This is a genomic window from Acidovorax sp. GW821-FHT10A04, assembly GCF_059415825.1.
Window position 1 is genome coordinate 70,761 of the sequence record NZ_JBWKNZ010000009.1, and the last position, 26,250, is coordinate 97,010.

Here is a 26,250-nt window from a genome sequence, read left to right on the forward strand (position 1 = left end):
GTGAGGGCCGGGAAGCGTCCTTCTTGCAGCAGCAGGGTCAAGTAAGGAAAGGCGCGCAGTATATCCGTGCCGCTCCGTGCTGGGCAAGCGGGAGTGGCGGGCAATACAATTGCAATGCGCCAAAAAAGCCTGCTATAATCGCAGGCTTCGACACATAGGAGAGGTGGCAGAGTGGTCGAATGTACCTGACTCGAAATCAGGCGTAGTGGCAACACTACCGTGGGTTCGAATCCCACCCTCTCCGCCACTGACAAAGCCCCGTGCCATCGCAAATGGCACGGGGCTTTTTCTTTTGCCCATCGCATCCGCGGCAGGACTTGCCTGGTGCGCCCCATGGGCCGTGGGGATCGCGAGGCATGTTCGCTTTCTGCAGCTCACCCGTTTGTCGCTATCTCTTGCGTTCTCTTCGTGTGAGAATTTGCAGGGAGATTCATTCGCCCTGCTTTGCCAATTCCTGACGTCAAAAGGATGTGTTCATGATGCTTCGTAAAACCGCCGCTGCCTTCGCTTTCGTCGCTGGTGCGGTCATGATGTTCCCGGCCCACGCGGCCGACCCTGCCGTGTTCGATGCCGCCACGGGTCGCCTGCGCTTCCCCATCCTGCAGATCGACGGCAACCTCAAGTTCCGCGACGTGGTGATCCAGCTGGTCTCGCCCGGCCAGCTGCGCCTCAACGATTCCAGCGTGGGTGCGGACATCAGCTTCACCTCGGCGGGCAATGTGCTGCGCATTCCGCAGCTGAACTTTGGTGGCACCCTCTACCCTGCCGTCAGCCTGACCGGCCCCGGCTTCACGCTGGTGAGCTTCGGTGATGTGGTCATCGATGCCGGCACCCCCAGCAACGCCACCCTGGACATCCGCGTGACGGCGCAGGGCACGCCCGTGCCACTGATCACCATCAACAACATGCCCAAGCCCGCCAACCAGGCCGCGTTCTGCAGCGATCCGGCACTGCAGCAGACGGTGTTGCAGAACGCAGGCGCTGCGCAGGCCACCTGGACCATGTCGACCTGCACCTTCAGCGGCAACACCGGCCGCATGACGGGTACGCTGACCCTCACCACCCCGGTGGCGGCAGCCGTCTCGATCGTCGCGGACTTCACCTACCGCTGATAGATAGCCCGTTCAGTGCGCCGGGGCCTCGATGTGGCCCGGCGCATCCACCTGCACCGTGGCATGGCCGATGCCGTACGCGCGGCGCAGGTAGCCGGCCACCTGCGCTGGCAGGGCCAGCGGGTCGGTGCCCGCGGCCGGCGTTACGTGCACCGTGGCCACGGTGCTGTCGTCCGTCAAGGTCCAGGCATGGAAATGGCCCACCTCGGCCACCCCGGGCAGGGCGCGTATGCCCGTCTCGGCGGCTGCCAGGTCCAGCCCCCGGGGCGCGGACTGCAGCAGCACCACCAGCGCATCCGACACCAGCCCCCAGGCCGAGCGCACGACCAGCACGGCCACCAGCACCGAGAGCAGCGGGTCGAGCACCGTCCAGCCCGTGGCCATGATGCCGATGGCCGCCGCGATGGCTCCCACCGAGCCGAGCAGATCCCCGACCACATGCAGCAGGGCGCCGCGCAGGTTGCCGTCGTTGCGCTCGCCACGCATGAGGATCCAGGCGCCCACCAGGTTCACCGCCAGGCCGATGGTCGCCACGATGAGCATGGGTCCGGCCTGCACTTCCGAGGGCGTGCGAAGGCGCTGCACGGCTTCCCAGGCGATCCAGGCCACGAGCAGCAGCAGCGAGGCCCCGTTGGCCAGCGCCGCGAGCACGCGCACGCGGTGAAAGCCATAGGTGCGCTTCAGGTCCGGAGGGCGCCGTGCCACGCGGTAGGCAACCAGCGCCAGCAGCAAAGCCGCCGCGTCGGAGACCATGTGCCCGGCATCGGCGATCAGCGCCAGCGAGCCCGACAGCGCCCCGCCGATGGCCTGCACCGCGGCATAGCCGGCCGTCATCAGGAAGACCAGGCGGATGCGCTGCTCGTTGGAGGCGGTGACCGACGGTGCATGGCTGTGCTCGCCGCCCTGTGAATGGCCGTGGTCGTGGTCCCCGTGCCCGTGGGGCTCGCCGGGTGCGTGGGCGTGTGGTTCGTGCATGGCGGCCATTCTGAACCAGGCGGGGCGGCTGTCCCTCAGTCCCGCCCGGCGGCGTCCGCCGCCTGCACCAGCGCCTTGCGCAAGGCCTTCGCAAAGCGCGGGTCGGTCACCGCGCCCACGTTGAAGCGCGACCAGCGCGAGGTGGCTGCAAAGTCCACCGAGAAGATGCGCCCCGGCGCCATGACGATCTTGCGCGGCAGCATCTGCTGGGCGAAGGCCAGCGAGTCCTGCACGCCCGGCAAGGCCACCCACTGGTACAGCGACTGCGGGTTGCGTGTGAACACCTCGGCACCCACGGCGTCGAAGAGCTGCGTGGCGCTCTGCGTGGCCGCGGCCAGGCGGTTGCGCAGGCGCTGGATGTGGCGCTGGTAGTGGCCTTCGCTCAGGATCACGTCCACGGTGCGCTCGCTGTACTCCGAGCTGCTCACGTGGATCAGGGCCTTGAGGTCGGCGATGTCGCTGGCCAGGTCGGCCCCGCAGGCGATGTACCCCACGCGCAGCGCGGCCGAGAAGGACTTGGAAAAGCTGCCGATGTAGATCGTGCGTTCGAGCTGGTCCAGCGAGGACAGGCGCGGCGCGCTGGTGGGCTTGAAGTCGGCCAGCGGGTCGTTCTCCACGATCATCAGGTCGTACTTCTGCGCCAGCTGCAGCACGCGGTAGGCCTTGGCCGCCGTGAGGTCCGAGCCCGTGGGGTTGTGCGCCACCGACTGGGTGAAGAACAGCCGCGGCTTGTGCACGATGAGCAGTTGCTCCAGCGCGTCGAGGTCGGGACCGTCGGCCAGGCGCGGTACGCCTACGATGTGCGCGCCCGCCAGCTTGAGCTTGCCGAACAGCGGGTAGTAGCCCGGGTCGTCCACCAGCACCGGCGCGCCCGGCGGCACGAAATAGCGCACCACGATGTCCATGGCCTCGTTGGCCCCGTGCGTGAGCACGATCTGCCGCGGTTCGGTACCGATGCCCAGGTCCGCGAGCTTGCGCACCAGGTGGTGGCGCAGCGGCTCGTAGCCGAAGCGGTTGCCGTAGCGGAACAGGGCCCCGAGGCCGGTGCGCACCACCTTGTGGTGGAACTTGTCCAGGCGCACGTCGGCCAGCCATTCCACGGGCGGAAAGCCGTCGCCCACGGCCAGTTCGCCGGGCTCGGACTTGAGCTGCTCGCGCATCAGCCAGACGATGTCCATGGCGCGGCCGAGTGAGCCGGCCTCTTCCTCCTGGGCGGAGGCCTGGGGCTGCGCGCGCACGAAGTAGCCCGAGCCCCGGCGCGGCTCGATCAGCCCGCGCGCCACCAGCATCTCGAAGGCCGCGACGATGGTGTTCTTGGCATAGCCGTGCAGTTGCGCCAGCTCGCGCAGCGAGGGCAGCTTGTCCCCCACCTGGTAGGCGCCGTCGCGGATCTGGCGGTCGATGGAGTCGGCCAGGGTGAGGGTCAGCGAGGCGGTCTTGGGCGCGGCTTTCATGGGGGTTCCAAAGCGGTTGGGCCACTATGACACAGCCCATGTGTACCCGGACAGATGGCACAACTGTCCCTGAAAACTGTACCCATCGACACTGGTACAGATGGCCTAGAGTCCGCCCCATCGCCCAACGACTTACATCCCGAGGACAACCCCAAATGGTCGCCGACTCCCGCCTTCCCCAGTTCCGTGCACTCAGCCCTGCCCAGCGTTTCGACCACGTGGTGGAGGCTGCGGGGCTCACCGCCGACGAGGCCGTGCTGCTGGCCCGGCCTGGCGCGCTGGGCGTGGAGCGGGCCAACGGCATGATCGAGAACGTCATCGGCACCTTCGAGCTGCCTCTGGCCGTGGCCGGCAACTTCCAGGTCAATGGCCGCGAGGTGCTCGTGCCCATGGTGGTCGAGGAACCCTCGGTGGTGGCCGCGGCCTCGTACATGGCCAAGCTGGCGCGCGAGTGCGGGGGCTTCCAGGCATCGAGCACCGGGCCGCTGATGCGTGCCCAGGTGCAGGTGATCGGCATCAGGGACCCCTACGGCGCGCGCCAGGCCCTGCTGCTGCAGCGCGAGGCGATCCTGGCCGTGGCCAACAGCCGCGACAAGGTGCTGATCGGCCTGGGCGGCGGCTGCCGCGACATCGAGGTGCATGTGTTTGACGACGCGCCGCGTGGCGCCATGGTCGTCATGCACCTCATCGTGGACGTGCGCGACGCCATGGGCGCCAACACCGTCAACACCATGGCCGAGGCCGTCTCGCCGCTGGTGGAGCAGATCACCGGCGGCACGGTGCGCCTGCGCATTTTGTCCAACCTGGCCGACCTGCGCCTGGCCCGGGCGCGCGTGCGGCTCACGCCCGAGGTGATGGCCACGGCAGAGCACAGTGGCGAGCGCATCATCGACGGCATCGTCGACGCCTGCAGCTTCGCCGTGATCGATCCCTACCGCGCGGCCACGCACAACAAGGGCATCATGAACGGCATCGACCCCGTCATCGTCGCCACCGGCAACGACTGGCGCGCGGTGGAGGCCGGCGCCCATGCCTACGCCTGCCGCGGTGGGCGCTACACCTCGCTCACGCGCTGGGAGAAGGACGCCAGCGGCGCCCTGGTCGGCAGCATCGAGATGCCCATGCCCGTGGGCCTGGTGGGTGGCGCCACCAAGACCCACCCGCTGGCGCGCCTGGCCTTGCGTATCCTCGGCGTGCAGTCGGCGCAGGAGCTGGGCGAGGTGGCCGTGGCCGTGGGCCTGGCGCAGAACCTGGGCGCGCTGCGCGCACTCTCCACCGAAGGCATCCAGCGCGGCCACATGGCGCTGCATGCCCGCAACATCGCACTGGTGGCCGGCGCCTCGGGGGACGAGATCGACCGCGTTGCCAAACAGATGGCGCAGGAGCACGACGTGCGCGTGGACCGCGCGCTGGCGCTGCTGGCAGAGATCAGAAGCTGACAGAGCCCTCGGGCAAGCCCGGCAGGCCCGCAACAGGGCCGCCTTTTCCCATGACAGCGACAGGAGACAAGACATGACGACGAAGACGACGACGCTGAACCACCGCATTCCCTCCCTGGTCCGGCCGCTGATCGCGGCTGCGGCGCTGGCCCTGGGCCTGTCCACGGCCCAGGCGCAGGACATCCGTTTCGGCTTCAATGCCGACCAGTCGGGCACCGGCGCGGCCGAGCTGGGCGTGGCCGCGCGCCATGGCTTCGACCTGGCCATCGAGGACATCAACAAGGCCGGCGGCCTGCTGGGCAGGAAGGTCGTGGGCATCGTGCGCGACGACACGGGCCAGCCCCCGAAGTCCATCCAGAACATGACCGAGCTGATCGACAGCGAGAAGGTGGCCGCCGTGGTCGGGCCCACCAACTCGGGCAATGCGCTGGCCTGGCTGCACATTCCCCAGCAAAAGAAGGTGCCCGTGATCGTGCCCGTGGCCACTGCCACCGACATCACCAAGCGCTACGCCAACGAGGCGCAGAACTACATCTACCGCGTCTCCATGGTGGACCGCGAGCAGGTGGCGCTGCTCATCGCCTACGCCGTCAAGGCCACCAAGAACCAGAAGATCGCCTTCATCGCCGACTCCACAGGCTTCGGCCAGCAGGGCGTGAAGGACCTGACCGAGGTGCTGGCCCTGCACGGCAACAAGGCCGTGGCGGTGGAAAAATTCGGCCCCAAGGACACGGACATGACCTCGCAGCTGGCCAAGATCCGCGATGCCGGGGCCGACACGCTCATCGTCTACGGCCTGGCCGATGCCAACGCCCAGCTGCTGCGCAGCATGGAGAAGATCAACTACATGCCGACCACGCTGGGCACCTGGGGCAACATGAGCACGCCGCTGCTCAACACGGCGGGCAAGAAGCTGGCCGAGCACATCATCTTCGCCACCTCCACGGCCGAGGACAGCAACCCGCGCGCCGTGGCACTGGCGGCCCGCGTGCGCGAGCGCTACCCGCAACTGCCCACCTTCGTGGCGGCCGCGCAGTCCTACGACTCGGTGATGCTGCTGGCCGCTGCCGTGAAGAAGGCCGGCAGCACCGATGGCGACAAGCTCGCCGCCACGCTGGAGAACGGCGTGCCCGACACCCAGGGCGTGGTCAAGCTCTACCAGAAGCCGTTCGCCAAGGGCGACCACGAGGCGCTCTCGGTCGCCGACTTCCACCTGGCGCGCTGGCGCGATGGCAAGGTGTCGGCCTATGAAGACGCCATCACCAAGGCGCTGACGCCGGCCGACTACAAGAAGTGATGCGCGCCCAGCGCGCCAGAGCGGAGCCCCACAGCCCATGACCAATGTCCTGCAAGCCTTGCTGAGCGGCCTGGCCCTCGGTGGAATCTATGCGCTCGTCGCCCTGGGTTTCAGCATCACCCACACGACGACCAAGACGCTCAACTTCGGCCAGGGCGAGTTCCTGGTCGCGGGCTCCTTCATCGCGGTGGCCACCTTGCTGCTGCTCTCGGGCAAGGGCCACACCGGCGTGCTGGCCGCAGCCGACGTGACGTTCGCGCGCTATGGCCTGGCGCTCGTGGTGTCGCTGGCGGTGCTGGCGCTGCTGGGCGTGGTGCTGTACTTCACGGCGGTGCGGCCCTTCGTCGGTGCCACCGGCATGGCCTGGGTCATGAGCACCATCGGCTTCGGCATCATCGTGCAGAACACGGCGCTGGCCATCTGGGGCCCTGGCTCCATGGCCATGCCTTCGCCGCTGGGCGACGAAGTGATCCGCATCGCCGGGGCCGGCATCCGCGCGCAGGAGATCCTGGTGCTGTGCGTCACGGCCGTGGTCATGCTGGTGCTGGACCATGTGCTGCGCCGCACCAAGGTCGGCAAGGCCGTGCGTGCGGTGGCGGTGAACAAGCAGGCCGCGGCCCTCATGGGCATCAACGTCGGCGCCATCGTGGTGCTGGCCTTCGTGATCTCGTCGAGCCTGGCAGGACTGGCCGGCCTGCTGATCGCGCCCATCACCACGGCCTCGGTCTTCATGGGCCTGGCCATCGCGCTCAAGGCGTTCTCGTCGGCCATCGTGGGCGGGCTCACCAACCCGCGCGGCTGCATTGCCGGCGGGTTCATGCTGGGCTGCATCGAAGCCCTGGTGGGCCTGTGGCGGGCCGAGCTGCGCGAGATCACGGTCTTCGCGCTCATCATCCTGGTGCTGGTGGTCAAGCCCGAGGGGCTGTTCGGCCAGAAGCCCTTCGAGAAGGTGTGACCGCACCATGCGCACCCATACCCTTGCGTTCATCGCCGCCGCTACGGCGGCCGTGCTGGTCCCGCTGGCGATCAGCAACGACTTCCATCTCAAGATCATCTTCACGGCCGGCATGTACTACCTGGCTGCCGCCGGCCTGAACGTGCTGGTCGGCTGGAGCGGGCAGAAGTCGCTCGGCCATGCCGGCCTGTTCGCTGCCGGGGCCTACACGGCGGCGCTGCTCACGGCCCAGGCGGGCTGGAACCCCTGGCTGGCGCTGCTGGCCGCGGCCGTGGTGGCGGGGCTCTTCGGCGTGCTGATCGCGTTGCCCTCGCTGCGCGTCAAGGGCCCGTCGCTGGCCATGGTGACCATCGGCTTCGGCATCGTGGTCGAGAAGATCGTGACCGAATGGCAGGTGCCCTTTGGCGGCCAGCAGGGCATCTACGGCATCGTGCCGCCGTCCATCGGCGGGCGCATGCTGGACATGCGCGGCTGGGCCTGGCTGGTGCTGGCCTTTGCGCTGGCCACCCACCTCCTGCTGCGTACCCTGCTCGGGGGCAAGTACGGCCGCGCCTTCCAGGCCGTGCAGGCGGCGGAGGTGGCGGCCGAGAGCGTGGGCATCGACGTCTACCGCACCAAGGTGCTGGCCTTCGTCATCAGCGCCGTCACCTGCGGCGTGGCAGGGGCCCTGGTGGCGCAGCAGAACCAGTACATCAACTCCGACTTCATCAGCTTCAACCTGTCGATCTTTTTGCTGCTCATCGTGCTGTTCGGCGGCCCCTCAGTCATGGGTCCGGCGGTGGGCGCCATCGCCCTCACGCTGCTCGACGCCTTCCTCGCGCGCTGGCCCGGGTTGCAGCATTTCACCTACGGGGCGCTGCTGCTGTTTGCGCTCTATGCCATGCCCCAGGGCCTGGCCGGCTCGCTGCAGCGGCTGGGGCGGCGCCTGTGGCCGCGGCTGCAGCAGGCGCCGCCATTGCCGGTGGTGCAGGGCGAGTGGCAGCCGCGCCAGGCCGCGGGGGTCGAGGCTGGGGGCGTGATGCTCAACGCCAGCGGGCTGTACAAGGCCTATGGCGGCGTGGTGCCGACCAACGAGGTCAGCCTGTCGCTGCGCGCGGGCCATGTGCATGCGCTGATCGGCCCCAACGGTGCCGGCAAGACCACGCTGCTCAACATCCTGTCGGGCATCGTGGCGCCGGACCGGGGGAGCATCGAATTCGCAGGCCAGGGCATTGCCCGCGTGCGCACCAGCCAGATCTGCCGGCTGGGCATAGGGCGTACGTTCCAGAACCTCAAGCTGTTCACCCACATGAGTGTGCTGGACAACGTGCTGGTGGGCCTGCACCCGCACCTGCGCGTGGGCTTCGGGGCCAGCCTGCTGGGCCTGCCCGCAGCGCGGCACGAGGAGCGCCAGGCGCGCGAGGAGGCGGTGCGGCTGCTGCAGTTCGTGGGCATGCTCGACCGTGCCCACGACGAGGCCGGCAGCCTGCCCTACGGCCTGCAGCGCCGGCTGGAGCTGGCCCGTGCGCTGGCCACGCAGCCGCGCCTGCTGCTGCTCGACGAGCCGGCTGCCGGCCTGAACCCGCAGGAGACACAGGCGCTGACGGAGCTGATCCGGCGCATCGGCGCCAAGGGCATCACCGTGCTGCTGATCGAGCACCACATGGACCTGGTGATGGCCGTGTCCGACCACGTGGTGGTGCTCGACTACGGCGCCAAGATCGCCGAGGGCACGCCGGCGGCCATGCAGGTGGACCCCAGGGTCATCGCCGCCTACCTGGGCGTGGATGACGAGGAGGAGAGCATCGCCGTCGCCACACCATCCCCTGTCCCTGCCTGAGGCGTCGTCCATGCTCCAAATCGAACAACTCGCAGTGAACTACGGCGCCATCCAGGCCCTGAAGGGTGTGAGCCTCACGGTCGCGGCCGGGGAGGTGGTGACCCTCATCGGTGGCAACGGCGCGGGCAAGAGCACGCTGATGAAGGCCATCTCGGGCCTGGAGCCGTGTGCCGGCGGGCACATCGTGTTCGACGGCCAGGACCTCGCACGCACGCCGGCGCACCGGCGCGTGGCCCTGGGCATTGCCCAGTCGCCCGAGGGGCGCCAGGTGTTCCCGGACCAGAGCGTGCGCGACAACCTGCTGCTGGGCGCCTACCTGCGGCCTGCCGGCGATGCGTCCATCGGCTCGGACCTGGAAGCGCAGTTCACCACCTTCCCGCGCCTGCGCGAGCGCCAGCACCAGATGGCCGGTACCCTGAGCGGTGGCGAGCAGCAGATGCTGGCCATCGGCCGGGCACTGATGGCGCGCCCGCGCCTGCTGCTGCTCGACGAGCCCTCGCTGGGCCTGGCGCCGCTGATCGTCAAGGAGATCTTCGGTGTGATCCGCGCGCTCAAGCAGCGCGGCATGACCATCCTGCTGGTGGAGCAGATGGCCAACCAGGCGCTCAAGGTGGCCGACCGGGCCTATGTGCTCAAGACCGGCGAAATTGCCTCGTCGGGCCCGGCCCGGGCCCTGCTGGAAGACCCCGCCGTGCGCGAGGCCTACCTGGGCAAGCACTGAGCCCAGGCCAGGTAGGCCGCCATGCCCAGCACGGCCAGGGCCACGCCTGCATCGAGCAGGCGCCCGGTGCGCGCAGATGCCATGTGGCGCCGCGCATGCCCGGCTCCCGCCACCAGGGCGACAAACCACAACAGCGAGGCAGCCACGGCCCCGGCGGCAAAACCCGGCCGGGCACCGGGGGCCAGCGAGGCACCCACGGTGCCGATGACGAGGACCGTGTCCATCCAGGCGGCCGGGTTCAGCAAGGAGGTCAGCAGCACAGGTCGCAAGCCTGCGGACCGATCCGGCGCGGGGCCCGGGCGTGGTTCATGGACGGGGTGCAAGGCACTGCGCAGGGCCTTGGCTCCATGCACCAGCAGCAGGCCGATGCCCAGCCACAGGGCCGCAGCCTGCCAGCCCGGGGCCTGGTTCAGTGCGGCCGAAAGGCCCAGGATGCCCAGGGCGATCAGGGCGGCATCGCTGCCCACGCCCACGCCGATCAGCACTGCTGCGGGCCGGCCCGCCAGGGCCTCGCGCAGGATGAGGATGTCCTTGGGCCCGGGGCACAGAAAGACACCGAGGCCCAGAATAAAGCCCTGCAGGAGGGAAGAGAGGTCGAACATGGAACATGCCGACAACCTCTCAAGCTGGACCGGTACAGATGGTGTGCCGCCATCATAGGGGATCCTCCCGCAGGTCGTTGGCCGTCAGCGGCTCCTGCGGCCGCAGTGGCGCCCGTCCTACAGGTCTTCGGGCGCTGCGGGAGGCCAGGAATCCCGTGTCCAAAAATACCATGGAGCCAGACACAACAGACCTCGCGGTCGAAAGGAAGGCTTCCATGAAAAGTTGGTACAAGCTATCGCTGGGCAACGATGCCCAGGCCTTTGAGCCCACCCAGCGCATCCAGCAGATGTTCATGTCGCAGTTCCTGGTCTCGCCGGCAGGTTCCAAGCGCGCGCTGTTCTCGTGCTACGACAAGCAGGCGGACAAGCTGTGGCTGTTCTTCTCGCCCGCCGCGCAGGACATTGCGCTGCGCGTGTATGCCAAGCCTTGCGATCCACCCACGGCGCTCGACTGCATCGGCCTGCTGGCCGGTGAGGGCGATGCCCTGGCCGACCCGGTGCACCTGGAAGCCGAAGCCACCGCCTGAGGAGCCATCGGTGGCGGTGGCTACTGCGCTGGTGCCTCGCCCTGCGGCAGCACCAGCCTGAATTCCGCGCCCTTGCCTTCGTCGCTCTCGACCTCGATGCTGCCACCATGGCGCTGCACCACGGTGCGTACCAGGGCCAGCCCCAGCCCCACGCCGGCAATGCCGGGGTGGCTGCGGTCATGCAGGCGCTGGAAGGGGGCGAACAGCTTGTCCTGCAGTGCGGGTGCAATGCCGGGGCCTTCGTCGCGCACCGCCAGCACCCACTTGCCGGGCCGCTCTGCCAGGGTGCAGTGCACGGTGCTGCCCCGTGGGCTGTACTTGACGGCGTTGTTCACCACATTGGCCAGCGCGCGGCACAGCAGCGAGCGGTCGCCCATGAACGGGGCGGTCTCCGGCGCCCCGGCCACCAGCACCTGCACATCTGCGTCGCGCGCCAGCACCCAGACCTCGTCCACGGTCTGGTGCAGCACGTCCACCAGGTCCAGGGGTTCGCGCCGCATCGCCTGCGATTCGGCACTGGCCAGCTGGATGAAGTTCTCGGCCATGCCCAGCGAAGTCTTGGCATAGCGCGCGATGAGCTGCATGAGTTCAGCGTCCGACATGCGGCCCGGATAGGCTTGGTGCATCTCCAGCAGCGTGAGGATGGAGGCATTGGGCGCGCGGATGTCATGCGAGATGAAGTGCATGGCCTCGTCACGTTGTTGCAGCGCGCTGCGGATCTCGGTCAGGTCCACCAGGGTCACGAGCCAGCCCGATTGCGCCAGGTCGGTGAACTGGCGGCTTTGCACCAGCACGCTGCGGCCCTTGGCATCGCGCCCCTCGCGGCGCGCGGGCAGGTTGCGGCTGGCCAGCCGCTCCGGGGTCACCAGCGGCTGCTCGGTGGCGATGTCGATCAGGTCGCCGAGCACATCGGCGATCTGGCGGCCCTGCAAGGGCCAGACCATCGGGTCGCCCTCGACCTCGGCCACGCCCAGCAGGTGCCGCCGCGCGGCCGTGTTGGCCAGCAGGATGCGGCCCTCGGTGTCGCAGACCATGGTGGGCGAGGGCAGCTGCTGCAGGCTCTCGCTCACGAAGTGGTGCATGTCGCGCAGCTGGCGCGAGGCATATTCCACCGCGTTGATACGCCGCTCCAGGAAGTCGCCGGTGCTGGCCGCCGGGCCGCGCAGCGGGATCACCAGGCCCTGGCGCTGCAGGTTCTCCATCTGCAGCCGGAGGAACTGGGCCGCGGCACTCAGGCGCCGCCAGCTCCACAGCGGGTAGGCCAGCACCAGCCCGATCAGGGCCGCAGCGGGCGCGAATTGCAGGCCGCTCCAGACGGGCAGCAGCACGGCCAGGGCCAGGGTCAGGGCGCCCAGTGCAATGCTGGTGAGCAGGGCGGCGAAGGGGCCGAGCAGCAGCAGCGCCAGCAGCGCCAGCACCACCGGCAGCAGGTTGAAGGCCATGTTCAGCGCCGGCGGTGCGCTGTGGATGTGCACCCCCGCGAGGTCGGCGTCGAGCACCTGGGCGATGACTTCCACGCCCGGCATCAGGCGCGACTCCTGGCCCACCGGGGTGGCGAACATGTCGCCCAGCCCGGCGGCGATCGAGCCCACGAGCACGTACTTGCCGCGGAAGGCATCGGCTGGCACCTCACCGCGCAGCACGTCGATGTAGGAGTAGGTGGTGAAGTGCCCCGGCCCGCCCGCGTAGGGGATCAGGCGGCGGCCCGCACGTTCCCAGCGGGCGCCGTCGGCAGGGGGGGCGCTCCAGCGCGCCGGCGGGCAGCCACCGAGGGATGGCGTGGCCACGCAGCGCATGGCGATGCTGAAGTGCTGCCAGGGCGCGCTGGCCGGTCCCTCGCGCGCATACAGGCTGCGCACCACGCCGTCCTCGTCCGTGGCCACGTGCACATGCCCGAGCCGGGCGGCGGCCTGCTCCAGCGCGGGCATCGGCCGGTCGGCACCATCGCCCGGTTCGTACGGGCCCTGGCGCTGCATCACCGGCAGCACCACCCGGCCACTCCTGGCGACGGCATCGGTCAGCAGCAGATCGTCCTCGGGGTAGTCGAGGTCTTCTTCGTTGAACAGCACGTCCATGCCGATCACCAGCGGTGCCTGGCGCGACACGTTCTGGATCAGCTGGGCATGCAGGGCGCGCCGCCAGGGCCAGCGGCCGATCACGCCGATGCTGCGGTCGTCCACCGCGATCACGGCGATGCCGGGCTGCGGCGGGCGCGACACCAGGCGCAAGCCGGTGTCCTGCACCAGGTGGTTGGTGCGCGGTAGTGCGCTCGGTGAACTCAGCCAGGCCACCAGGGCCAGCAGCGTGAGCGCGATGGCGGCCCATTCGACCCGCCGCTGCTGGTTGCGCGTGCGGGAGTGCTGCGTGGGCATCGACCGCAAGGGGCTCAGGGACGGCGCACGGGCTCACCGCCCATGGTGGACAGGGGCAGCCCGGAGCTGGTGTTCAGCCCCGTGCCCACGCGGATGCTGCGCGGCGGCGAGAACTCGCTTTGCAGGCCCGAAGGGTCGAGCACCTGGATGCGCACGAAGTAGGTGCCCGCAGGCAGGTCGGCCGCGGAGGTCCAGCGCGGTTCGTCGAACTGGGTGTCCTGCAGGACCTTGCTGAACTCCAGGTCCGGCGCCAGCTGCACGCGGAAACGCTGGCCGGCCTGGGCCGGCCAGTGCAGGCGCACGATGGTGTCGCCATCTGTCGCCTGCATGGACGACAGGTCCAGCGCGGCGGGCTGCTGCGCCACGGTGAAGGGCTGCGCGGGTGCGAACGGCCCCTGGTCCAGCGCACCGCCCGCGAGCTCCGCGACCGTGGCCGCGCGCCAGAAGTAGTTGCCCAGGGGCAGCGTGGCCAGCGTCAGCTGGCAGGGGTTCAGGCGTCCCTCGTCCAGCAGCGGGGTGGTGAAATCCGCGCTGGCTGCCACCTGGATGCGGTACCAGCGGGCCCCTGGCACTTCGGTGCAGCGCAGGCTGCCGGTGGTGCGCGGCAGCACGGCACCGGGGGCAGGCTGCTGGTACAGCGGCGGCACCGGCCGGGTCTTGATGGTGATGGGGCGCGTGGCGGGCAGGCCGGCAATGCCGGCCTCGTCCACGGCGCGCACGGCCAGGTGGTAGCTGCCATCGTCGAGCGCGGCCCAGCGCAGCTGGCCGTTGGCAAAGCGGCCGCTGCGCAGTACCTGCGTCAGGGCCGCATCGCGGGCCACCTGGGCCACGTAGCCGCTGGCGCCGGGCGTGGCCGGCAGGTTGATGGCCAGCAGGCCCAGGTCATGCAGCTGCGCCGGCACGGTGGACAGGTCGGGCGGGGCCAGCAGCGGGCGCGGGGCACCCAGGGTGCCGTCGGGCGCCACCGACAGGCCTTGTCCGCGGGCCAGCAGGGTGGCGTCGGCAACCGGCTGCGGGGCATTCTCGGCGCGGGACTGTACGGCCACCGTGCCTTCAAGTACCGAGGCAGTCGCCTGGCCCGAGGCCGCCAGCGCCACGCCGAATTCGGTGCCGCGCACGCTGGTCACGGCGCGCGGTGTGCGGATCTCGAAACGGCGCAGCGCATCGGTGCTGGGGGTGACGCTCGACTCCACGCTGCCGGCGCGCATCTCCATCACCGACTGGATGCTGCCCGCGCGCCCGCGGCGGCGCAGCTGGCGCAGCTGCAGGTCGGATTGGGGCTGCACGCGCACCAGCGTGCCGTCGGCCAGGCGCACGGCGACGAAACTGTCCGGCCCCACCTGCAGGCGCGTGCCTTCGTCCAGGCGGGTGCCTTGCGCCACCGGCTGGGCATCGCCCCGCTGGGGCTGTGCCGTGGCGTTGCCCTGCACGAACTCCACCTGGGCCGAGGCCTGCGGCTGCAGGCGCACGGGGATCCACACGGTGGAGCCCGGCTGCAGGCGCCTGGGGTCGGCCACCTTGTTGCGCTGCTGCAGCAGCGGCCATTGGCGCGGATTGTCCAGGTAGGCGTTGGCCAGACCTTCGAGGGTGTCGCCGGCCCGCACCGTGTGCGGGATTTCGTCGGTCTGCGTGTCGGAAGGGGCAGTGGGGGTAGCTTGCGCATGCGCGCAGCCGAGGCCCGCCACGAACATGGCGGCGGCGGACAGGGGCAATGCAAGGCGGTGGATGACCACGTCAACTCTCCTACGGGCCGCAGGCTGCGGCGGTCTTCATCATTCTCGAGGGGCGGGCTTCGCTGTGGAAGCCCGGGGGGCGCATCACGGCTTGCGATCAGGCTCCACGGCTTCGAAGCGGTAGCCCACACCATACACCGCGGTGATGAAGTAGCCGTTGACCGGGCGCAGGTCCAGCTGCGTGCGCAGGCGCGAGACATGGGTGTCGAGCGAGCGCGAGAGCACGTCCGAGCCCTGGCCCCAGATCACCTCCTTGAGGTGGTCGCGCGAAAGCAGGCGCCCCATGTTCTGGAACAGGAACAGCGCCAGGTCGTATTCGCGGTTCTTGAGTTCGGCCACCTGGCCATTGACCTCCAGCGAGCGCGACTCGGGGTAGAACTTGTAGCGCCCGAAATCCAGCGCGCCGCTGGTGCTCTGCGGGTAGGCGCGGCGCAGCAGCGCTCCCACGCGGGCATTGAGCTCGCCGATGCGCACGGGCTTGACCATGAAGTCGTCGGCCCCGCTGCCCAGGCCTTCGACGATGTCGCGCTCTTCCTGCCGGTTGGTCACGAACAGGATGGGCAACTGCTTGCCCACGTTCTCGCGCACCCAGCGCACCACCTCGGGGCCGGTGGTGTCGGGCAGGTGCCAGTCCACGATCAGCAGGTCGAAGGTCTCGCGGCGCATCTCGCGCATCAGCGCGGCACCGGTCAGGTGGGTGTGGCACACATGGCCCATCGCTTCGGTGGCCTGTTTGATCAGATCCAGCTGAAGCGCATCGTCGTCTAACGCCGCTATGCGCATGGTTCTCCGTTCCGTTCAAGATTCACCCCGCATTATTCGCGATGTGCGGCAGTCCATTCCATGCCCCATCTTGGGGATCACCAAGTTTGACAGTTGTTCACCGTACCACGGGCGATGCCAGGCGGCGCGGGGCGGCAGGGCGCGCGCCAGGCCGGGCGGCCGCGGCGGGTGCGATTTCACGCAGCAGTCGCATGCCCACCAGGGTGTAGCGGGTTTGCGGGCTGTTCCAGTTGCGGTAGCCGCAGCGTGCATAGAACGACCAGGTGTGCCAGGAGCCCCCGCGGCGCACGCGCACGCTGCCCTCGGCCGGGCCCCCGGGGTCCACGGCGGGCGACTCGGCGTAGTAGCTGTCGCCATGCCAGTCGGCCACCCACTCCCAGGCATTGCCCAGCATGTCCTGCAGGCCGAAGGCGTTGGGCGCATAGCTGCCCACGGGGGCGGTGAAGGCATGGCCATCGCTGCCGCGCAGGGCATGCTGGCGCCAGCGCTCCCAGTGGGGCGCGGCCTCCTGGTCGAAGGTATTGGCGTTCTGGAGCAGGCCCTCGGGGTCGTCGCCGTGCGGGTAGCGGGTGCGCGTGCCGGCGCGGCAGGCGTACTCCCACTCGGCCTCGGTGGGCAGGCGGTAGCGCTGGTCTTCGGTGCGGCTCAGCCACTGGGCCAGGGCCTGGGCGTCGTTCCAGGTGACGTTGACCACGGGGTGGTCGTCACCCTGCGCAAACCCCGGGTTGCGCCAGGAGTAGCGCGGGTCGCGCCCCTCGAAGGCATCGCCGCGACGGGTCGTGGCCGGGTCGTAGCGGGGGTTGTAGCCATAGCCGCCGGTGCCGTCGGCCTCCGACTCGGGCTGGTAGCCCGAGGCCTGCAGGAAGCGCCGGAACTGGCCGACCGTCACCTCGTGCTGCCCCAGGTAGAAGGCCTGGCGGATGACCACCCGGTGGGCCGGGCCTTCATCGACCAGCTCGGCAAAGCGCTTGGGCTCCAGCTGCGGGTAGGCCCGCGCCAGCACGTCGGGCGCCTCGGGCCCGCCCATCACGAAGCTGCCGGCGGGCACCTTCACGAACGGCATGCCCAGGCTGTTGGTCCACACCGGGTGCTGCCGGTCGCGGCGCACCTGGGCCTGCGCGGGCAGGGCTGCGGCCAGCACGAGCACTGCGACGACGGCGGCTGTTCGGCGCCGGGCCATCGGGCTCAGCGGTTGGGGTTGTCGCTCACGCACTCGAAGACCAGGCGCGAGCCCTCGTTGCGCAGCAGCTTGGGGAACAGCGCCAGCTTCTGGCATTCCCGGGTGGCGGCGTTGTAAGCCGGTGAGGCGTCGTTGCCATAGACCGGCACGCTGAAGGTGCGGTCCCGGCCCGAGGCCATGGGGCCCGACGGTGGGCGGGTGGTGGCCGATTCGCAGCCCGCCAGCAAGGCGAGCAGGGTGGCCGAGGCGATCAGTGCTTTCATGGGATTCTCCCCGTGTTGGAGGGCAGTCTAAGGGACGGTGGGGCAAAAAGCCGCGCCCCATTTGTAACCCCGGGGTCTGAAACCCTTGCGCTGCCTCCCCCCTGCGATACAGTACGTTACAACTGACGGAAGAACGTATGGCCTGGATCCGGTCGGCAGTGGCAAGGGACGCGGGGCGCCAGTGGGCGCTGCGCCTGCTGGTGCCGCTGGTGCTGCTGGCCTTGCTGCAGGTCCTGCCGGTGTGGCAGCCCTTGCAGCGCCTGGAATACGATCTCTTCAGCAGCCTGACCGCACCCGTGCGGCCCGATGCGGGCGTGGTGGTCATCGGCATCGACGAGCCCAGCCTCGCGGCCCTTCAGGCAGCGCCGCCGCTGCCGCGGCGCCTGCATGCGCAACTGGTCGAGGCGCTTTCCGCGACCGGCGCGGCGGGGCTCGGTATCGACCTGCTGCTGTCCACCGCCCAGTCCCCCGAGGACGACGCCGCCCTCGGGCGTGCCTTGCAGGGGCGCATGCCCGTGGTGCTGGCCAGCGCCCGGGTGGCCGTGCACAGCGGCCAGGTGGCGCAGTACCAGCAGGCATTGCGCTCGATCTTCGGCCAGGCGCTGCACGGCGACGTGGGCATGCAGCCCGACGACGATGGCGTGCAGCGCAGCGCGCCGCTGCACGCCGATGCGATGTGGCGCGTGCTGGCGCAGGCCGCGGGCCGCAGCGTGGTGCCGCCCCCGCCCGGTGCGCTGCTGCGCTACTACGCGCCCGAGGTGGCGCTGCCCTATGTGCACTACACCCAGGCGCTGGACCCGGCGCGGCAGCTGGCGCCTGGCGCGCTGCAGGGGCGATTGCTGTTGCTGGGCCAGAACACGCCGGTGGGCGGCGTGGACCAGTTCACCACGCCGTTGCGCACCCTGGGCCAGGGCACGCAGTCGGGCGTGATGCTGCATGCCACGGCCCTCATCAATGGCCTCACGGGCGACTGGATCGTGCCCGCGCACCCGGCGGGCCCGCTGCTGCAGGCCGCGGCGGCCATTGCCGTGGTGGCCGCGCTCACGCGCCGCTGGCGTGGCTGGCTGGCCGTGTGGCTGAGCGTGGCGCTGGCGCTGCTAGCGTTGATCGGCGGGCTGTGGGCCTATCTGCAGGGGACATGGTGGCCTACGCTGCCCACGCTGGTGGCACTGGCGCTGCACTTCAATGTGGGTGCGACCGACAGCTACTGGCGCGAGCGGCGCCAGCGCGAGCGCCTGCGCCTGGACTTCGGCCGCTATGTGCCGCCGGCCGTGGTCAGCGCGCTGATCGCCAGCGGCACCGCGCCGGCCATCAGCGGCGAGCGGCGCGAGCTCACGCTGCTGTTCTCGGACCTGGCGGGCTTCACCTCGGCCAGCGAGCGCCTGCCACCCGAGGGCGTGGCCCGTGCACTCAACGCCTACTTCACGCGCATGACCTATGCCGTGCACCGCCACGGTGGCACGCTCGACAAGTTCATCGGCGATGCCGTCATGGCCTTCTGGAACGCCCCCGTGGCCGAGCCGCAGCACGCGGCACGCGCCCTGGCCTGCGCGCAGGAGATGCAGCGGGAAATGCAGGCCCTGCGCAGCCAGTGGGCGGGCACCCCCTTTGCCGAGCTGCAGCTGCGCATCGGCCTGCACACCGGCGAGGCGGCGGTGGGCCACCTGGGCTCCGAAGGCCGCTTCACCTATACCGCCGTGGGCGATGCGGTGAACACCGCGGCCCGGCTGGAAGGCGCGAACAAGGCCTTCGGCACCGGGATCCTGCTGTCCGAGGCCACCCGCAGCGCCTTGCCGCGGGAGGGGGCGCAGCCGCCACCCCTGCTCTGGCTCGACGCCGTGGTGCTGGCCGGGCGCAGCAGCGGCATCGATGTCTACACCCCCTGCGACGATGCGCCGCTGGTGGCCACCAGCCTGGTTTTGCAGGCCCATGTGCATGCGGGCCGCTGGGACGAGGCCCTGGCGTGCTGCGCCGAGTGGCGGGCCCGGGCTGTGCACCTGGCACCGCTGTGGGCGGCCCAGGCCGACCGGCTGCAGGCGCAGGTGCAGACACTGGCCAACGCCCGGGCGCCGGTGGCAGCGGGCGCTGTCTTTGCGCATGCGCTGGACAAATGAGTACCCGGAAAGGCCCCGCCATGCCATCGACACACCTGTGGATCAAGACCCCCATTGCCCTGGCTGCCACCCTGTGCCTGCCCAGTGCCTGGGCGCAGTGCGCCGGGGTGTCCGTGGCCCCCGATACCGTGGCCGCGCAGATCGTGGCCCTGGCCGGCCAGGGCCAGACCCGGCCGCCCGGCGAGGGGCCCTGGTCGCCCGCCGTGCTGGCCCAGCAACTGGGTGCGGGTGCGGGCGTGCGCACCCTGGAGCTGTCGTCGGCCGCGCTGCTGCTGGCCGACCGCACGCAGATCCGCATGTCGGCCAATGCCCAGTTGCGCCTGTGCGCATCGCAGCCCGAGCGCACCCTGCTGGAGCTGGCTGCCGGGCGCCTGTGGGCGCGCACCAAGAAGACCCCGGCCTCGCTGCAGCTGCAGACCCCGGCGGCCCTGGCCGTGGTGCGTGGCACGGACTGGGATGTGGAGGTCGATGGCAGTGGCCGCACCACGCTCACCGTGCTGTCGGGCCAGGTGGATCTTTCCAATGCCTTCGGCCGGGTGGAACTGGGGCCTGCCGAGCAGGGCTATGTGGAGCCTGGCAAGGCACCGGTCAAGCGCCTGCTGGTGCGCCCGCGCGAGCGCGTGCAGTGGGTCATGGCCAACCCGGTGGACGCCACGCGCTGGGTGGAACTGCAGGGTGACGCCGTGGCACCGCCGCTGGCCGCGATCCGTGACGACCTGCGCACGGGCCAGTGGCCGCGCGCACGCGAGCGGTTGCTGGCGCTGTCTGCCAGCGGGCAGGGCGGGGCCGTGGTGGAATTGCTGCTGGCCGACCTCGACGTCTTTGACGACCGCATGGACGCGGCCCAGCAGCGCCTGGCCGCCGCCTGGCAGCGCACGCAGGACCCGCGCACCGCCGCGCGCCGGGCCGAGCTGCTGCTGGCGCTGGACCAGAGCCCTGAGGCGCGTGCCTGGCTCGGTACCGCACGCACGCAGGCACCCGAGGCCACTGCGCTGCTGCTGGCCGACGCCGACTGGCAGCGCCTGGAAGGCCGGGGCGAGGAAGCCATTGCCCTGTACCGGCGAGCGGTGGCCGGTGCCGAGGCACGGCGGGAGCCTGCTACCGACCAGGCCGCAGCCCAGTGGGGCCTGGGGCGCGCCCTGCGCGAGCGGGGTGACCTGCGCGGTGCGCGCGAGGCCCTGGCGCGTGCCGTGGCGCTGGCGCCCGCGCAGCCCGCCTACCAGGGCGAGCAGGCCACCCTGGCGGCAGAGGCCCTGCGCCTGGGCGATGCGCGTACGGGCTTTGACGCCGCGCTGGCCCAGGCCGGCGATGACTATGTGAGCCTGGCCGGTGCAGGCCTGCTGGCGCTGCAGCAGGGCGACCCCGGGGCGGCGCGCAGCCAGTTGCTCAAGGCCCTGGTGATCGAGCCGCGCTATGCGCGCGCCCAGGTCTGGCTGGCCGTGGCCGAGTACCAGCTGGGCGAGCAAGCGGCGGCGCTCGACTCGCTGGCGCGCGCCCGCGTCGCCGACCCGAACGATCCCTTGCCCTGGCAGATCGAATCCACCCTTCGCAACGACAGCGGGCAGCCCGTGCAGGCGATCGCCGCAGCGCGAGAGGCGCTTGTGCGGCTGCCTTTCCTCAAGTCGCTCAATCCGCTGGCGTCGGACAGCCGGGGGTCGGCCAGTCTGGGCAAGGCACTGGGTGACTTCGGCATGGAGCACTGGGCACGGGCCTATGCCGCAGCCTCGTACTACCCTCTGTGGGCCGGCAGCCACTTCTTCCTGTCCGACCGCTACGAAAGCGACTTCAATCGCCGCTCCGAACTGTTCCAGGGCTACCTGACCGACCCTACGGTGTTCGGTGCCAGCGAGAAGCGTGCACCGCTGCTGCTGTCCACCGGCAGTGAATGGAGCGCGGGGGCGAGCGCCGAACGCAACCCGCTGCGGCACAACGCCACGATCGATGCAGGCCACCGTGGCTTTGCGACGGCGCCCATCCCTGTGGCCTGGCTGGTGCGGGGGCAGGACATCCAGATGTGGCCGCGCGAAGGGCCCGCTGCATCGCGCTATCGCCTGTCGTCCCCGGATCTGGCCATCGCCGTCGGTGCCAAACCCAGTGAAAGCCTCTCCCTTTTCCTGCAGCATACGGACAGCACCCTGCGCTACCGTTTCCCGGACGGGCGCGATTTTGGCAACGGCATCACCTTCACGGGCGGCGCCGAGACCCGCGCACGCCGCACGGACGCCGGGGGATCGTGGCGCTGGTCCGCCGACAGCCAGACCTGGATCCAGGTGCACGGGGGGCGCCAGACCTCCGGCCTGGTGCTGGACGATGCGCGCTTCGGACCGCAGGACTACCACTATGCAAGCGAAGAGAAGGGCCTGTTCCTGCGCCATACCCTGCTGCAGGGGCCACACCGCTTCAGTGCCGGCTGGGAGCGCGTGACCCGTGATACGGACAGCGCGATTGCAGATGCGCAGGTGGTCAGCCCTCGGGCCAACACCGAACGCTATGACATGCCCTGGATGGCAGGGGAGTGGCGCAGCGGACCGTGGAGCGTGATGGCGGAAGCCTATTGGCCCAGGCTCTCCACCGCCCAGAGCGACCGCTTCACCGACACGGCGGGCCAGGACCTGCTGGATCCGCAATTCGACGGTGCCGCGCGCCGCCGCAAGTTGCTGCCGCGTGTGGGTGCCAGCGTGCGGCTGGGCCCCGGGCGGGCCCTGCACTGGGCCTGGCAGGAGAGCATGCGTGCCCCCGGTACGCACACGCTCGCGCCGGTGTCCACCGGTGCCATCGCCGTGGACAACCAGTACCTGCTGCCAGGCAGCCTGGCACGCAAGCACGCGCTGCAATTGGACTGGGAACTGGGGTCGTCCACCTTCCTGGGCACCAGCCTTTCAGGCCAGCGCATCCACAACCTGGTGGCCCGCGACGGGCGGCTGTTCGCCATGAACACGGCGGCCTTGTTCGACAACATCAATACGGTCGCGCCCGTCGTGCTCAGCGCACAGACTTCATTGAACACCTACGAGGAGACGCCGGTGTTCGGACAGGGGCATCTGGTCCAGTCCAGCGTGTCCGTCAACCACCTGCTGGGGCCGCGCTGGAGCGTTCTGGGCAGCTACATCCATACCGATTCGCGCAATACGGGGGAGGGGTTCTCCGGAAACCTGCTGCCAGGTTTCGCGCGCCATGTGGCGCTGGGGCAGACCACCTGGCGGCACGAGGGGCGCGGCTTTTCGCTGCTGCGGCTCACCTGGCGCGGGATGCGCTACCGCGATGAGGCCAACTTCCTGCAGCGCGCGCCGGGCTGGAGCATGGCCTTGGCCCACGGCTGGGAGTCGCAAGATCGCCGCTTCACGCTGGTGGGCTCACTGGAGACGGGCTTGCGCAGCGGCGAGCGGCCCACCTTGTGGGCGCTGCTGCGCTACCGGGATTGAGTTGCGCGCCTGCAGTTTGCCAAGCCTGGCGTCCCGCCGCGCAGGGGCAGGGGCGTCTCAGGCTGCCGCCGCAGCCTCGGCCAGCGCCTGCAGCGCCGCCTGCACGTCGGCCTGCGCAACGCCATCCACCGGCGCCAGGCGAGGTGCCAGGGCCTGCAGCGCATTGCCGTCCTTTTGCAGCTGGGCGATCGCCTGCCCGGCGTCCTTGGGCGCATCGAAGCCCGTGCTCTGCAGCAGCAGGCGGCCATCGGCCGCGACGAACTTGAAGTAGAACTTGCCATCGGCCTCGCGGTACTGCTTGAACGAGGGCAGGGCCACCTTGGCGGCCTTGGCCGCCTTGGTGGCAGCGCCGGCCTGCACCAGGCTGCGCAGGCCCACGGCCGAGCGCAGCTCGCGGATGAAGGGCGTGGCCAGCGCGCGCGCGCGCTCGGCACCGGCCAGCAGCGTGGTCTCGATGCGGGCCGGGTTGTTGATCAGCTCTTCGTACTGGGCGCGCATGGGGGCGATCACCTGGTCCACGCGCTCCAGCAGCACCTGCTTGGCATCGCCCCAGGCAATGCCGTCGGCATATTGCTGGCGCAGGGCGGCGGTCTCGGCCTCGGTGGCGAAGGCCTGGTAGATCTGGAACAGGGCCGAGCCCTCCACCTCCTTGGGCTCGCCGGGCGCGCGCGAGTCGGTCAGGATGCCGCCGATGAGCTTCTTGAGCTGCTCGCGCGAGCTGAACAGCGGGATGGTGTTGTCGTAGCTCTTGCTCATCTTGCGGCCGTCGAGGCCGGGCAGGGTGGCCACGTGGTCGTCGATGGCGGCCTCGGGCAGCACGAAGTGCTCGCCGTACAGGTGGTTGAAGCTCGCGGCCATGTCGCGCGCCATCTCGATGTGCTGGATCTGGTCGCGGCCCACGGGCACCTTGTGGGCCTTGAACATCAGGATGTCGGCGCCCATGAGCACGGGGTACATGAACAGGCCCGCGGTCACGCCGTCATCGGCATCGCGCTCGGCCGCCATGTTCTTGTCCACGCTGGCCTTGTAGGCGTGGGCGCGGTTGAGCACGCCCTTGCCGGTCACGCAGGTCAGGAGCCAGGTGAGTTCAGGAATCTCGGGGATGTCGGACTGGCGGTAGAAGGTGACCTTTTCGGGGTTCAGGCCCGCGGCCAGCCAGCTGGCCGCGATCTCCAGCGTGGAGCGCTGGATGCGCACCGGGTCTTCGCACTTGATGAGCGCGTGGTAGTCGGCCAGGAAGTAGAAACTCTGCACGCCGGGCGTGAGGCTGGCCGCCACCGACGGGCGGATGGAGCCCACGAAGTTGCCCAGGTGGGGCGTGCCCGTGGTCGTGATGCCGGTGAGAAAGCGCGTGGTGCTCATGGGAAACGGATTCTGCGAAAAGGGGGAGAGAAAAAGCGAAGTCGGTCAGCGCAGCAAGGCCATCAGCGGCGTGAGCAGCAGGTTGATGGCGCCATAGCCCAGCGACATCAGCGGGCGCAGCCAGATGGTGCCCACCACGCCGGCCACCACCAGGCCCATCACGATGAAGAAGCCGAAGGGCTCGATGCGCGAGACCATGTGCGCCGCCTTCCAGGGCAGCAGGCCGACAAGGATGCGGCCCCCGTCCAGCGGCGGCAGCGGGAAGAGGTTGAAGGCCCACATCACCAGGTTGACCAGGATGCCGGCGCGCGCCATCTCGATGAAGAAGCGCTCGGTCACGCCCATGCCGAGCAGCACCACCAGCAGGACGGCCCAGAAGATGGCCTGGAAGAAATTCGAGGCCGGCCCCGCGAGCGCGACCCAGATCATGTGCTGCTTGGGGTTGCGCAGGTTACCGAAATTGACCGGCACCGGCTTGGCATAGCCGAACAAGAAGGCCCCGGAGGTGGCGAAGTACAGCACCAGCGGCATCAGGATGGTGCCGATGGGGTCGATGTGCTTGAGCGGATTGAGGGTGATCCGGCCCATCATGAACGCCGTGTTGTCGCCGAAGTGGCGAGCGGCATAGCCATGGGCAGCTTCGTGCACGGTGATCGCGAAGAGCACCGGCAAGGCATAGATCAGAACGGTTTGGATGAGATTGGAGATGTCCACCCTGCCAATTGTCTCAGACACACGACAACAACCCTTTGGCACAGTCACTTTCCGGGATTGTTACGATGGTTCCGTTGTTTCAAATGGATACAGGCGTGGCAGACTCGGGCAAGGTTGTGCGCGCGCTACATTGTTGAATGCAACGGTCGCTATAAATACATACAACACTGATATCGGAGATGAATCCCATGGGCCTGGATCGTTTGAAGATTGGAACGCGCCTCATTCTGGCGTTTGGTGCCATTGCCTTGCTGGTGGCGGTACTGATGGTGGTGGCCAGCTCGGGCATCGGCCAGGCCGACGATGCCTACCGCGCCGCGGTCGGATCGGCCACGGGGCTCACTGCCGAGCAGCGCGCGCCCCTGGAGCAGGCCATCCGGGCCGGCCAGGGCCACCTGGAGAGCGCGCGCCTGTGGGTGCTGCTGCTGGGGGCCTGCGTGTTCGTGGTCTCGCTGGTGTCCTTCGTGCTGCTGCGCAGCGGCATCGTGCACCCGCTGAACCAGGCCATCCTGATCGCCGAGACGGTGGCGGCAGGCGACCTGAGCCAGGAGTTCTCGTCCGAGCTCGAAGGCGACTTCGGCCGCCTGCTCACGGCCCTGGGCACCATGGAGGACACGCTGACCGAACTGGTCTCGGGCATCAAGCAGTCCACGGACTCGATCACCGAGGCCGCGGCGGACATCGATTCGGGCAACTCCGACCTGGCGCGCCGCACGGAAGACCAGGTGAGCTCCCTTGCCGACACGGCCGGCAGCATGGCCGAACTGACCTCCACCGTGCGCCAGAACGCCGAGCGCGCGCGCTCGGCCAGCAGCCTGGCCGTCAACGCCTCGCAGATCGCCGAGCGCGGCGGTGCCGTGGTGGGCGACGTGGTGCAGACCATGCAGGCCATCAGCGGCAGCTCGCGCAAGATCGTCGACATCATCCAGGTCATCGAAGGCATTGCCTTCCAGACCAACATCCTGGCGCTCAATGCCGCCGTGGAAGCGGCCCGTGCGGGCGAACAGGGCCGCGGCTTTGCCGTGGTGGCCAGCGAGGTGCGCAACCTCGCGCAGCGCAGCGCCGTGGCGGCGCGCGAGATCAAGACCCTGATCAGCCAGTCGGTCGACCAGGTCGAGAGCGGTGCCGGCCACGTGGGCCGCGCCGGCAAGACCATGGAAGAAATCGTGGGCGCCGTCGGCCAGGTCACTGCGCTGCTGGGCGAGATCTCCGGTGCGTTGCATGCGCAGAGCTCGGGCATCGAGCAGGTGAACGGCGCCGTGGCCCAGATGGACAGCGCCACGCAGCAGAACGCGGCCCTGGTGCAGCAGGCGGCCAGCGCCGCCTCGGCCCTGTCCTCGCGTGCGCAGGAGCTGCAGCGCGCCGTGGGCGCCTTCAAATTGGACTAACACCCCCTGAGTCGCTTC

Annotated in this window: 20 protein-coding genes and 1 tRNA gene; 11 read left to right on the top strand and 10 right to left on the bottom strand. The window is 69.6% G+C overall.

The features are described from left to right. Positions 1-157 precede the first annotated feature (157 nt). Both AC07PF_RS19360 and AC07PF_RS19365 read left to right on the top strand, forming a co-directional pair. Positions 158-247, top strand: a tRNA-Ser gene (locus tag AC07PF_RS19360). 229 nt (positions 248-476) lie between these two features. Beyond that, a complete protein-coding gene (locus AC07PF_RS19365) occupies positions 477-1,112 on the top strand; it encodes an SPRY domain-containing protein (protein WP_494612911.1) in 636 nt (211 codons plus the stop codon). A gap of 12 nt (positions 1,113-1,124) precedes the next feature. Here AC07PF_RS19365 and AC07PF_RS19370 read toward each other — a convergent pair whose 3' ends face one another. Together AC07PF_RS19370 and AC07PF_RS19375 are read right to left on the bottom strand one after the other, a co-directional pair. After that, entirely contained in the window at positions 1,125-2,087 is a 963-nt protein-coding gene (locus AC07PF_RS19370) for a cation diffusion facilitator family transporter (RefSeq protein ID WP_494612912.1), read from the bottom strand. Between the two features lie 35 nt (positions 2,088-2,122). Then, on the bottom strand, positions 2,123-3,541 hold the full coding sequence (locus AC07PF_RS19375; RefSeq protein WP_494612913.1) for an aminotransferase-like domain-containing protein: 1,419 nt from the start codon (positions 3,539-3,541) through the stop codon (positions 2,123-2,125). A 38-nt stretch (positions 3,542-3,579) separates the two neighbouring features. Here AC07PF_RS19375 and AC07PF_RS19380 point away from each other — a divergent pair, with 38 nt between their 5' ends. The 5 genes from AC07PF_RS19380 to AC07PF_RS19400 all read left to right on the top strand — a co-directional run bounded on the left by AC07PF_RS19380 (position 3,580) and on the right by AC07PF_RS19400 (position 9,772). Beyond that, positions 3,580-4,980 carry a hydroxymethylglutaryl-CoA reductase, degradative gene (locus tag AC07PF_RS19380; protein WP_494612914.1) on the top strand — a complete coding sequence of 467 codons (1,401 nt, stop codon included), beginning with the start codon at positions 3,580-3,582 and terminating at the stop codon, positions 4,978-4,980. 73 nt (positions 4,981-5,053) lie between these two features. Continuing rightward, positions 5,054-6,277, top strand: a complete 1,224-nt coding sequence (locus AC07PF_RS19385) for an ABC transporter substrate-binding protein (RefSeq protein ID WP_494612915.1) — start codon at positions 5,054-5,056, stop codon at positions 6,275-6,277. 37 nt (positions 6,278-6,314) lie between these two features. Next, positions 6,315-7,232 carry a branched-chain amino acid ABC transporter permease gene (locus AC07PF_RS19390; protein ID WP_145695567.1) on the top strand — a complete coding sequence of 306 codons (918 nt, stop codon included), beginning with the start codon at positions 6,315-6,317 and terminating at the stop codon, positions 7,230-7,232. Between the two features lie 7 nt (positions 7,233-7,239). Then, positions 7,240-9,051 carry a branched-chain amino acid ABC transporter ATP-binding protein/permease gene (locus AC07PF_RS19395; RefSeq protein ID WP_494612916.1) on the top strand — a complete coding sequence of 604 codons (1,812 nt, stop codon included), beginning with the start codon at positions 7,240-7,242 and terminating at the stop codon, positions 9,049-9,051. Positions 9,052-9,061: 10 nt separating this feature from the next. Further along, positions 9,062-9,772, top strand: a complete 711-nt coding sequence (locus AC07PF_RS19400; RefSeq protein WP_494612917.1) for an ABC transporter ATP-binding protein — start codon at positions 9,062-9,064, stop codon at positions 9,770-9,772. Here the strand turns inward: AC07PF_RS19400 and AC07PF_RS19405 are convergent. After that, positions 9,754-10,374: a LysE/ArgO family amino acid transporter gene (locus AC07PF_RS19405; RefSeq protein ID WP_494612918.1), complete on the bottom strand. Its 621-nt coding sequence runs from the start codon at positions 10,372-10,374 to the stop codon at positions 9,754-9,756. The genes AC07PF_RS19400 and AC07PF_RS19405 overlap by 19 nt on opposite strands. Before the next feature lie 215 nt (positions 10,375-10,589). On the opposite strand from AC07PF_RS19405, the gene AC07PF_RS19410 reads away from it, so the two are divergent. Then, on the top strand, positions 10,590-10,901 hold the full coding sequence (locus tag AC07PF_RS19410) for a hypothetical protein (protein ID WP_007851564.1): 312 nt from the start codon (positions 10,590-10,592) through the stop codon (positions 10,899-10,901). A gap of 20 nt (positions 10,902-10,921) precedes the next feature. Here the strand turns inward: AC07PF_RS19410 and AC07PF_RS19415 are convergent, their stop codons facing one another. The 5 genes from AC07PF_RS19415 to AC07PF_RS19435 all read right to left on the bottom strand — a co-directional run bounded on the left by AC07PF_RS19415 (position 10,922) and on the right by AC07PF_RS19435 (position 17,232). After that, on the bottom strand, positions 10,922-13,273 hold the full coding sequence (locus AC07PF_RS19415; RefSeq protein ID WP_494612919.1) for a CHASE2 domain-containing protein: 2,352 nt from the start codon (positions 13,271-13,273) through the stop codon (positions 10,922-10,924). Between the two features lie 14 nt (positions 13,274-13,287). After that, positions 13,288-15,006 (bottom strand): FecR family protein, encoded by a 1,719-nt coding sequence (locus AC07PF_RS19420; protein ID WP_494612920.1) that lies wholly within the window; start codon positions 15,004-15,006, stop codon positions 13,288-13,290. A gap of 84 nt (positions 15,007-15,090) precedes the next feature. Next, positions 15,091-15,789 carry a response regulator transcription factor gene (locus tag AC07PF_RS19425; RefSeq protein ID WP_007856662.1) on the bottom strand — a complete coding sequence of 233 codons (699 nt, stop codon included), beginning with the start codon at positions 15,787-15,789 and terminating at the stop codon, positions 15,091-15,093. A 97-nt stretch (positions 15,790-15,886) separates the two neighbouring features. Further along, positions 15,887-16,969 (bottom strand): formylglycine-generating enzyme family protein, encoded by a 1,083-nt coding sequence (locus AC07PF_RS19430; protein WP_494612921.1) that lies wholly within the window; start codon positions 16,967-16,969, stop codon positions 15,887-15,889. A gap of 5 nt (positions 16,970-16,974) precedes the next feature. Beyond that, positions 16,975-17,232, bottom strand: coding sequence for a hypothetical protein (locus AC07PF_RS19435; protein WP_007856660.1), 258 nt, complete (start codon positions 17,230-17,232; stop codon positions 16,975-16,977). A gap of 137 nt (positions 17,233-17,369) precedes the next feature. Between AC07PF_RS19435 and AC07PF_RS19440 the strand changes: the two genes are divergently transcribed. Both AC07PF_RS19440 and AC07PF_RS19445 read left to right on the top strand, forming a co-directional pair. After that, positions 17,370-19,346: a CHASE2 domain-containing protein gene (locus tag AC07PF_RS19440; RefSeq protein ID WP_494612922.1), complete on the top strand. Its 1,977-nt coding sequence runs from the start codon at positions 17,370-17,372 to the stop codon at positions 19,344-19,346. Between the two features lie 20 nt (positions 19,347-19,366). Continuing rightward, entirely contained in the window at positions 19,367-22,768 is a 3,402-nt protein-coding gene (locus AC07PF_RS19445) for a FecR domain-containing protein (protein WP_494612923.1), read from the top strand. Positions 22,769-22,825: 57 nt separating this feature from the next. Here the strand turns inward: AC07PF_RS19445 and AC07PF_RS19450 are convergent, their stop codons facing one another. Continuing rightward, positions 22,826-24,130, bottom strand: a complete 1,305-nt coding sequence (locus AC07PF_RS19450; RefSeq protein WP_494612924.1) for a tryptophan--tRNA ligase — start codon at positions 24,128-24,130, stop codon at positions 22,826-22,828. A gap of 45 nt (positions 24,131-24,175) precedes the next feature. After that, positions 24,176-24,844 (bottom strand): site-2 protease family protein, encoded by a 669-nt coding sequence (locus AC07PF_RS19455; protein ID WP_494612925.1) that lies wholly within the window; start codon positions 24,842-24,844, stop codon positions 24,176-24,178. Positions 24,845-25,032: 188 nt separating this feature from the next. Between AC07PF_RS19455 and AC07PF_RS19460 the strand changes: the two genes are divergently transcribed. Then, on the top strand, positions 25,033-26,232 hold the full coding sequence (locus AC07PF_RS19460) for a methyl-accepting chemotaxis protein (protein ID WP_494612926.1): 1,200 nt from the start codon (positions 25,033-25,035) through the stop codon (positions 26,230-26,232). The last annotated feature ends 18 nt before the right edge of the window (positions 26,233-26,250 follow it).

Bases quoted from the DNA above. Each gene is read 5' to 3' on its own strand.
- AC07PF_RS19365 (WP_494612911.1), top strand. From the start codon at position 477: ATGATGCTTCGTAAAACCGCCGCTGCCTTCGCTTTCGTCGCTGGTGCG.
- AC07PF_RS19370 (WP_494612912.1), bottom strand. From the start codon at position 2,087: ATGCACGAACCACACGCCCACGCACCCGGCGAGCCCCACGGGCACGGG.
- AC07PF_RS19375 (WP_494612913.1), bottom strand. From the start codon at position 3,541: ATGAAAGCCGCGCCCAAGACCGCCTCGCTGACCCTCACCCTGGCCGAC.
- AC07PF_RS19380 (WP_494612914.1), top strand. From the start codon at position 3,580: ATGTGTACCCGGACAGATGGCACAACTGTCCCTGAAAACTGTACCCAT.
- AC07PF_RS19385 (WP_494612915.1), top strand. From the start codon at position 5,054: ATGACGACGAAGACGACGACGCTGAACCACCGCATTCCCTCCCTGGTC.
- AC07PF_RS19390 (WP_145695567.1), top strand. From the start codon at position 6,315: ATGACCAATGTCCTGCAAGCCTTGCTGAGCGGCCTGGCCCTCGGTGGA.
- AC07PF_RS19395 (WP_494612916.1), top strand. From the start codon at position 7,240: ATGCGCACCCATACCCTTGCGTTCATCGCCGCCGCTACGGCGGCCGTG.
- AC07PF_RS19400 (WP_494612917.1), top strand. From the start codon at position 9,062: ATGCTCCAAATCGAACAACTCGCAGTGAACTACGGCGCCATCCAGGCC.
- AC07PF_RS19405 (WP_494612918.1), bottom strand. From the start codon at position 10,374: ATGTTCGACCTCTCTTCCCTCCTGCAGGGCTTTATTCTGGGCCTCGGT.
- AC07PF_RS19410 (WP_007851564.1), top strand. From the start codon at position 10,590: ATGAAAAGTTGGTACAAGCTATCGCTGGGCAACGATGCCCAGGCCTTT.
- AC07PF_RS19415 (WP_494612919.1), bottom strand. From the start codon at position 13,273: ATGCCCACGCAGCACTCCCGCACGCGCAACCAGCAGCGGCGGGTCGAA.
- AC07PF_RS19425 (WP_007856662.1), bottom strand. From the start codon at position 15,789: ATGCGCATAGCGGCGTTAGACGACGATGCGCTTCAGCTGGATCTGATC.
- AC07PF_RS19430 (WP_494612921.1), bottom strand. From the start codon at position 16,969: ATGGCCCGGCGCCGAACAGCCGCCGTCGTCGCAGTGCTCGTGCTGGCC.
- AC07PF_RS19435 (WP_007856660.1), bottom strand. From the start codon at position 17,232: ATGAAAGCACTGATCGCCTCGGCCACCCTGCTCGCCTTGCTGGCGGGC.
- AC07PF_RS19440 (WP_494612922.1), top strand. From the start codon at position 17,370: ATGGCCTGGATCCGGTCGGCAGTGGCAAGGGACGCGGGGCGCCAGTGG.
- AC07PF_RS19445 (WP_494612923.1), top strand. From the start codon at position 19,367: ATGCCATCGACACACCTGTGGATCAAGACCCCCATTGCCCTGGCTGCC.
- AC07PF_RS19450 (WP_494612924.1), bottom strand. From the start codon at position 24,130: ATGAGCACCACGCGCTTTCTCACCGGCATCACGACCACGGGCACGCCC.
- AC07PF_RS19460 (WP_494612926.1), top strand. From the start codon at position 25,033: ATGGGCCTGGATCGTTTGAAGATTGGAACGCGCCTCATTCTGGCGTTT.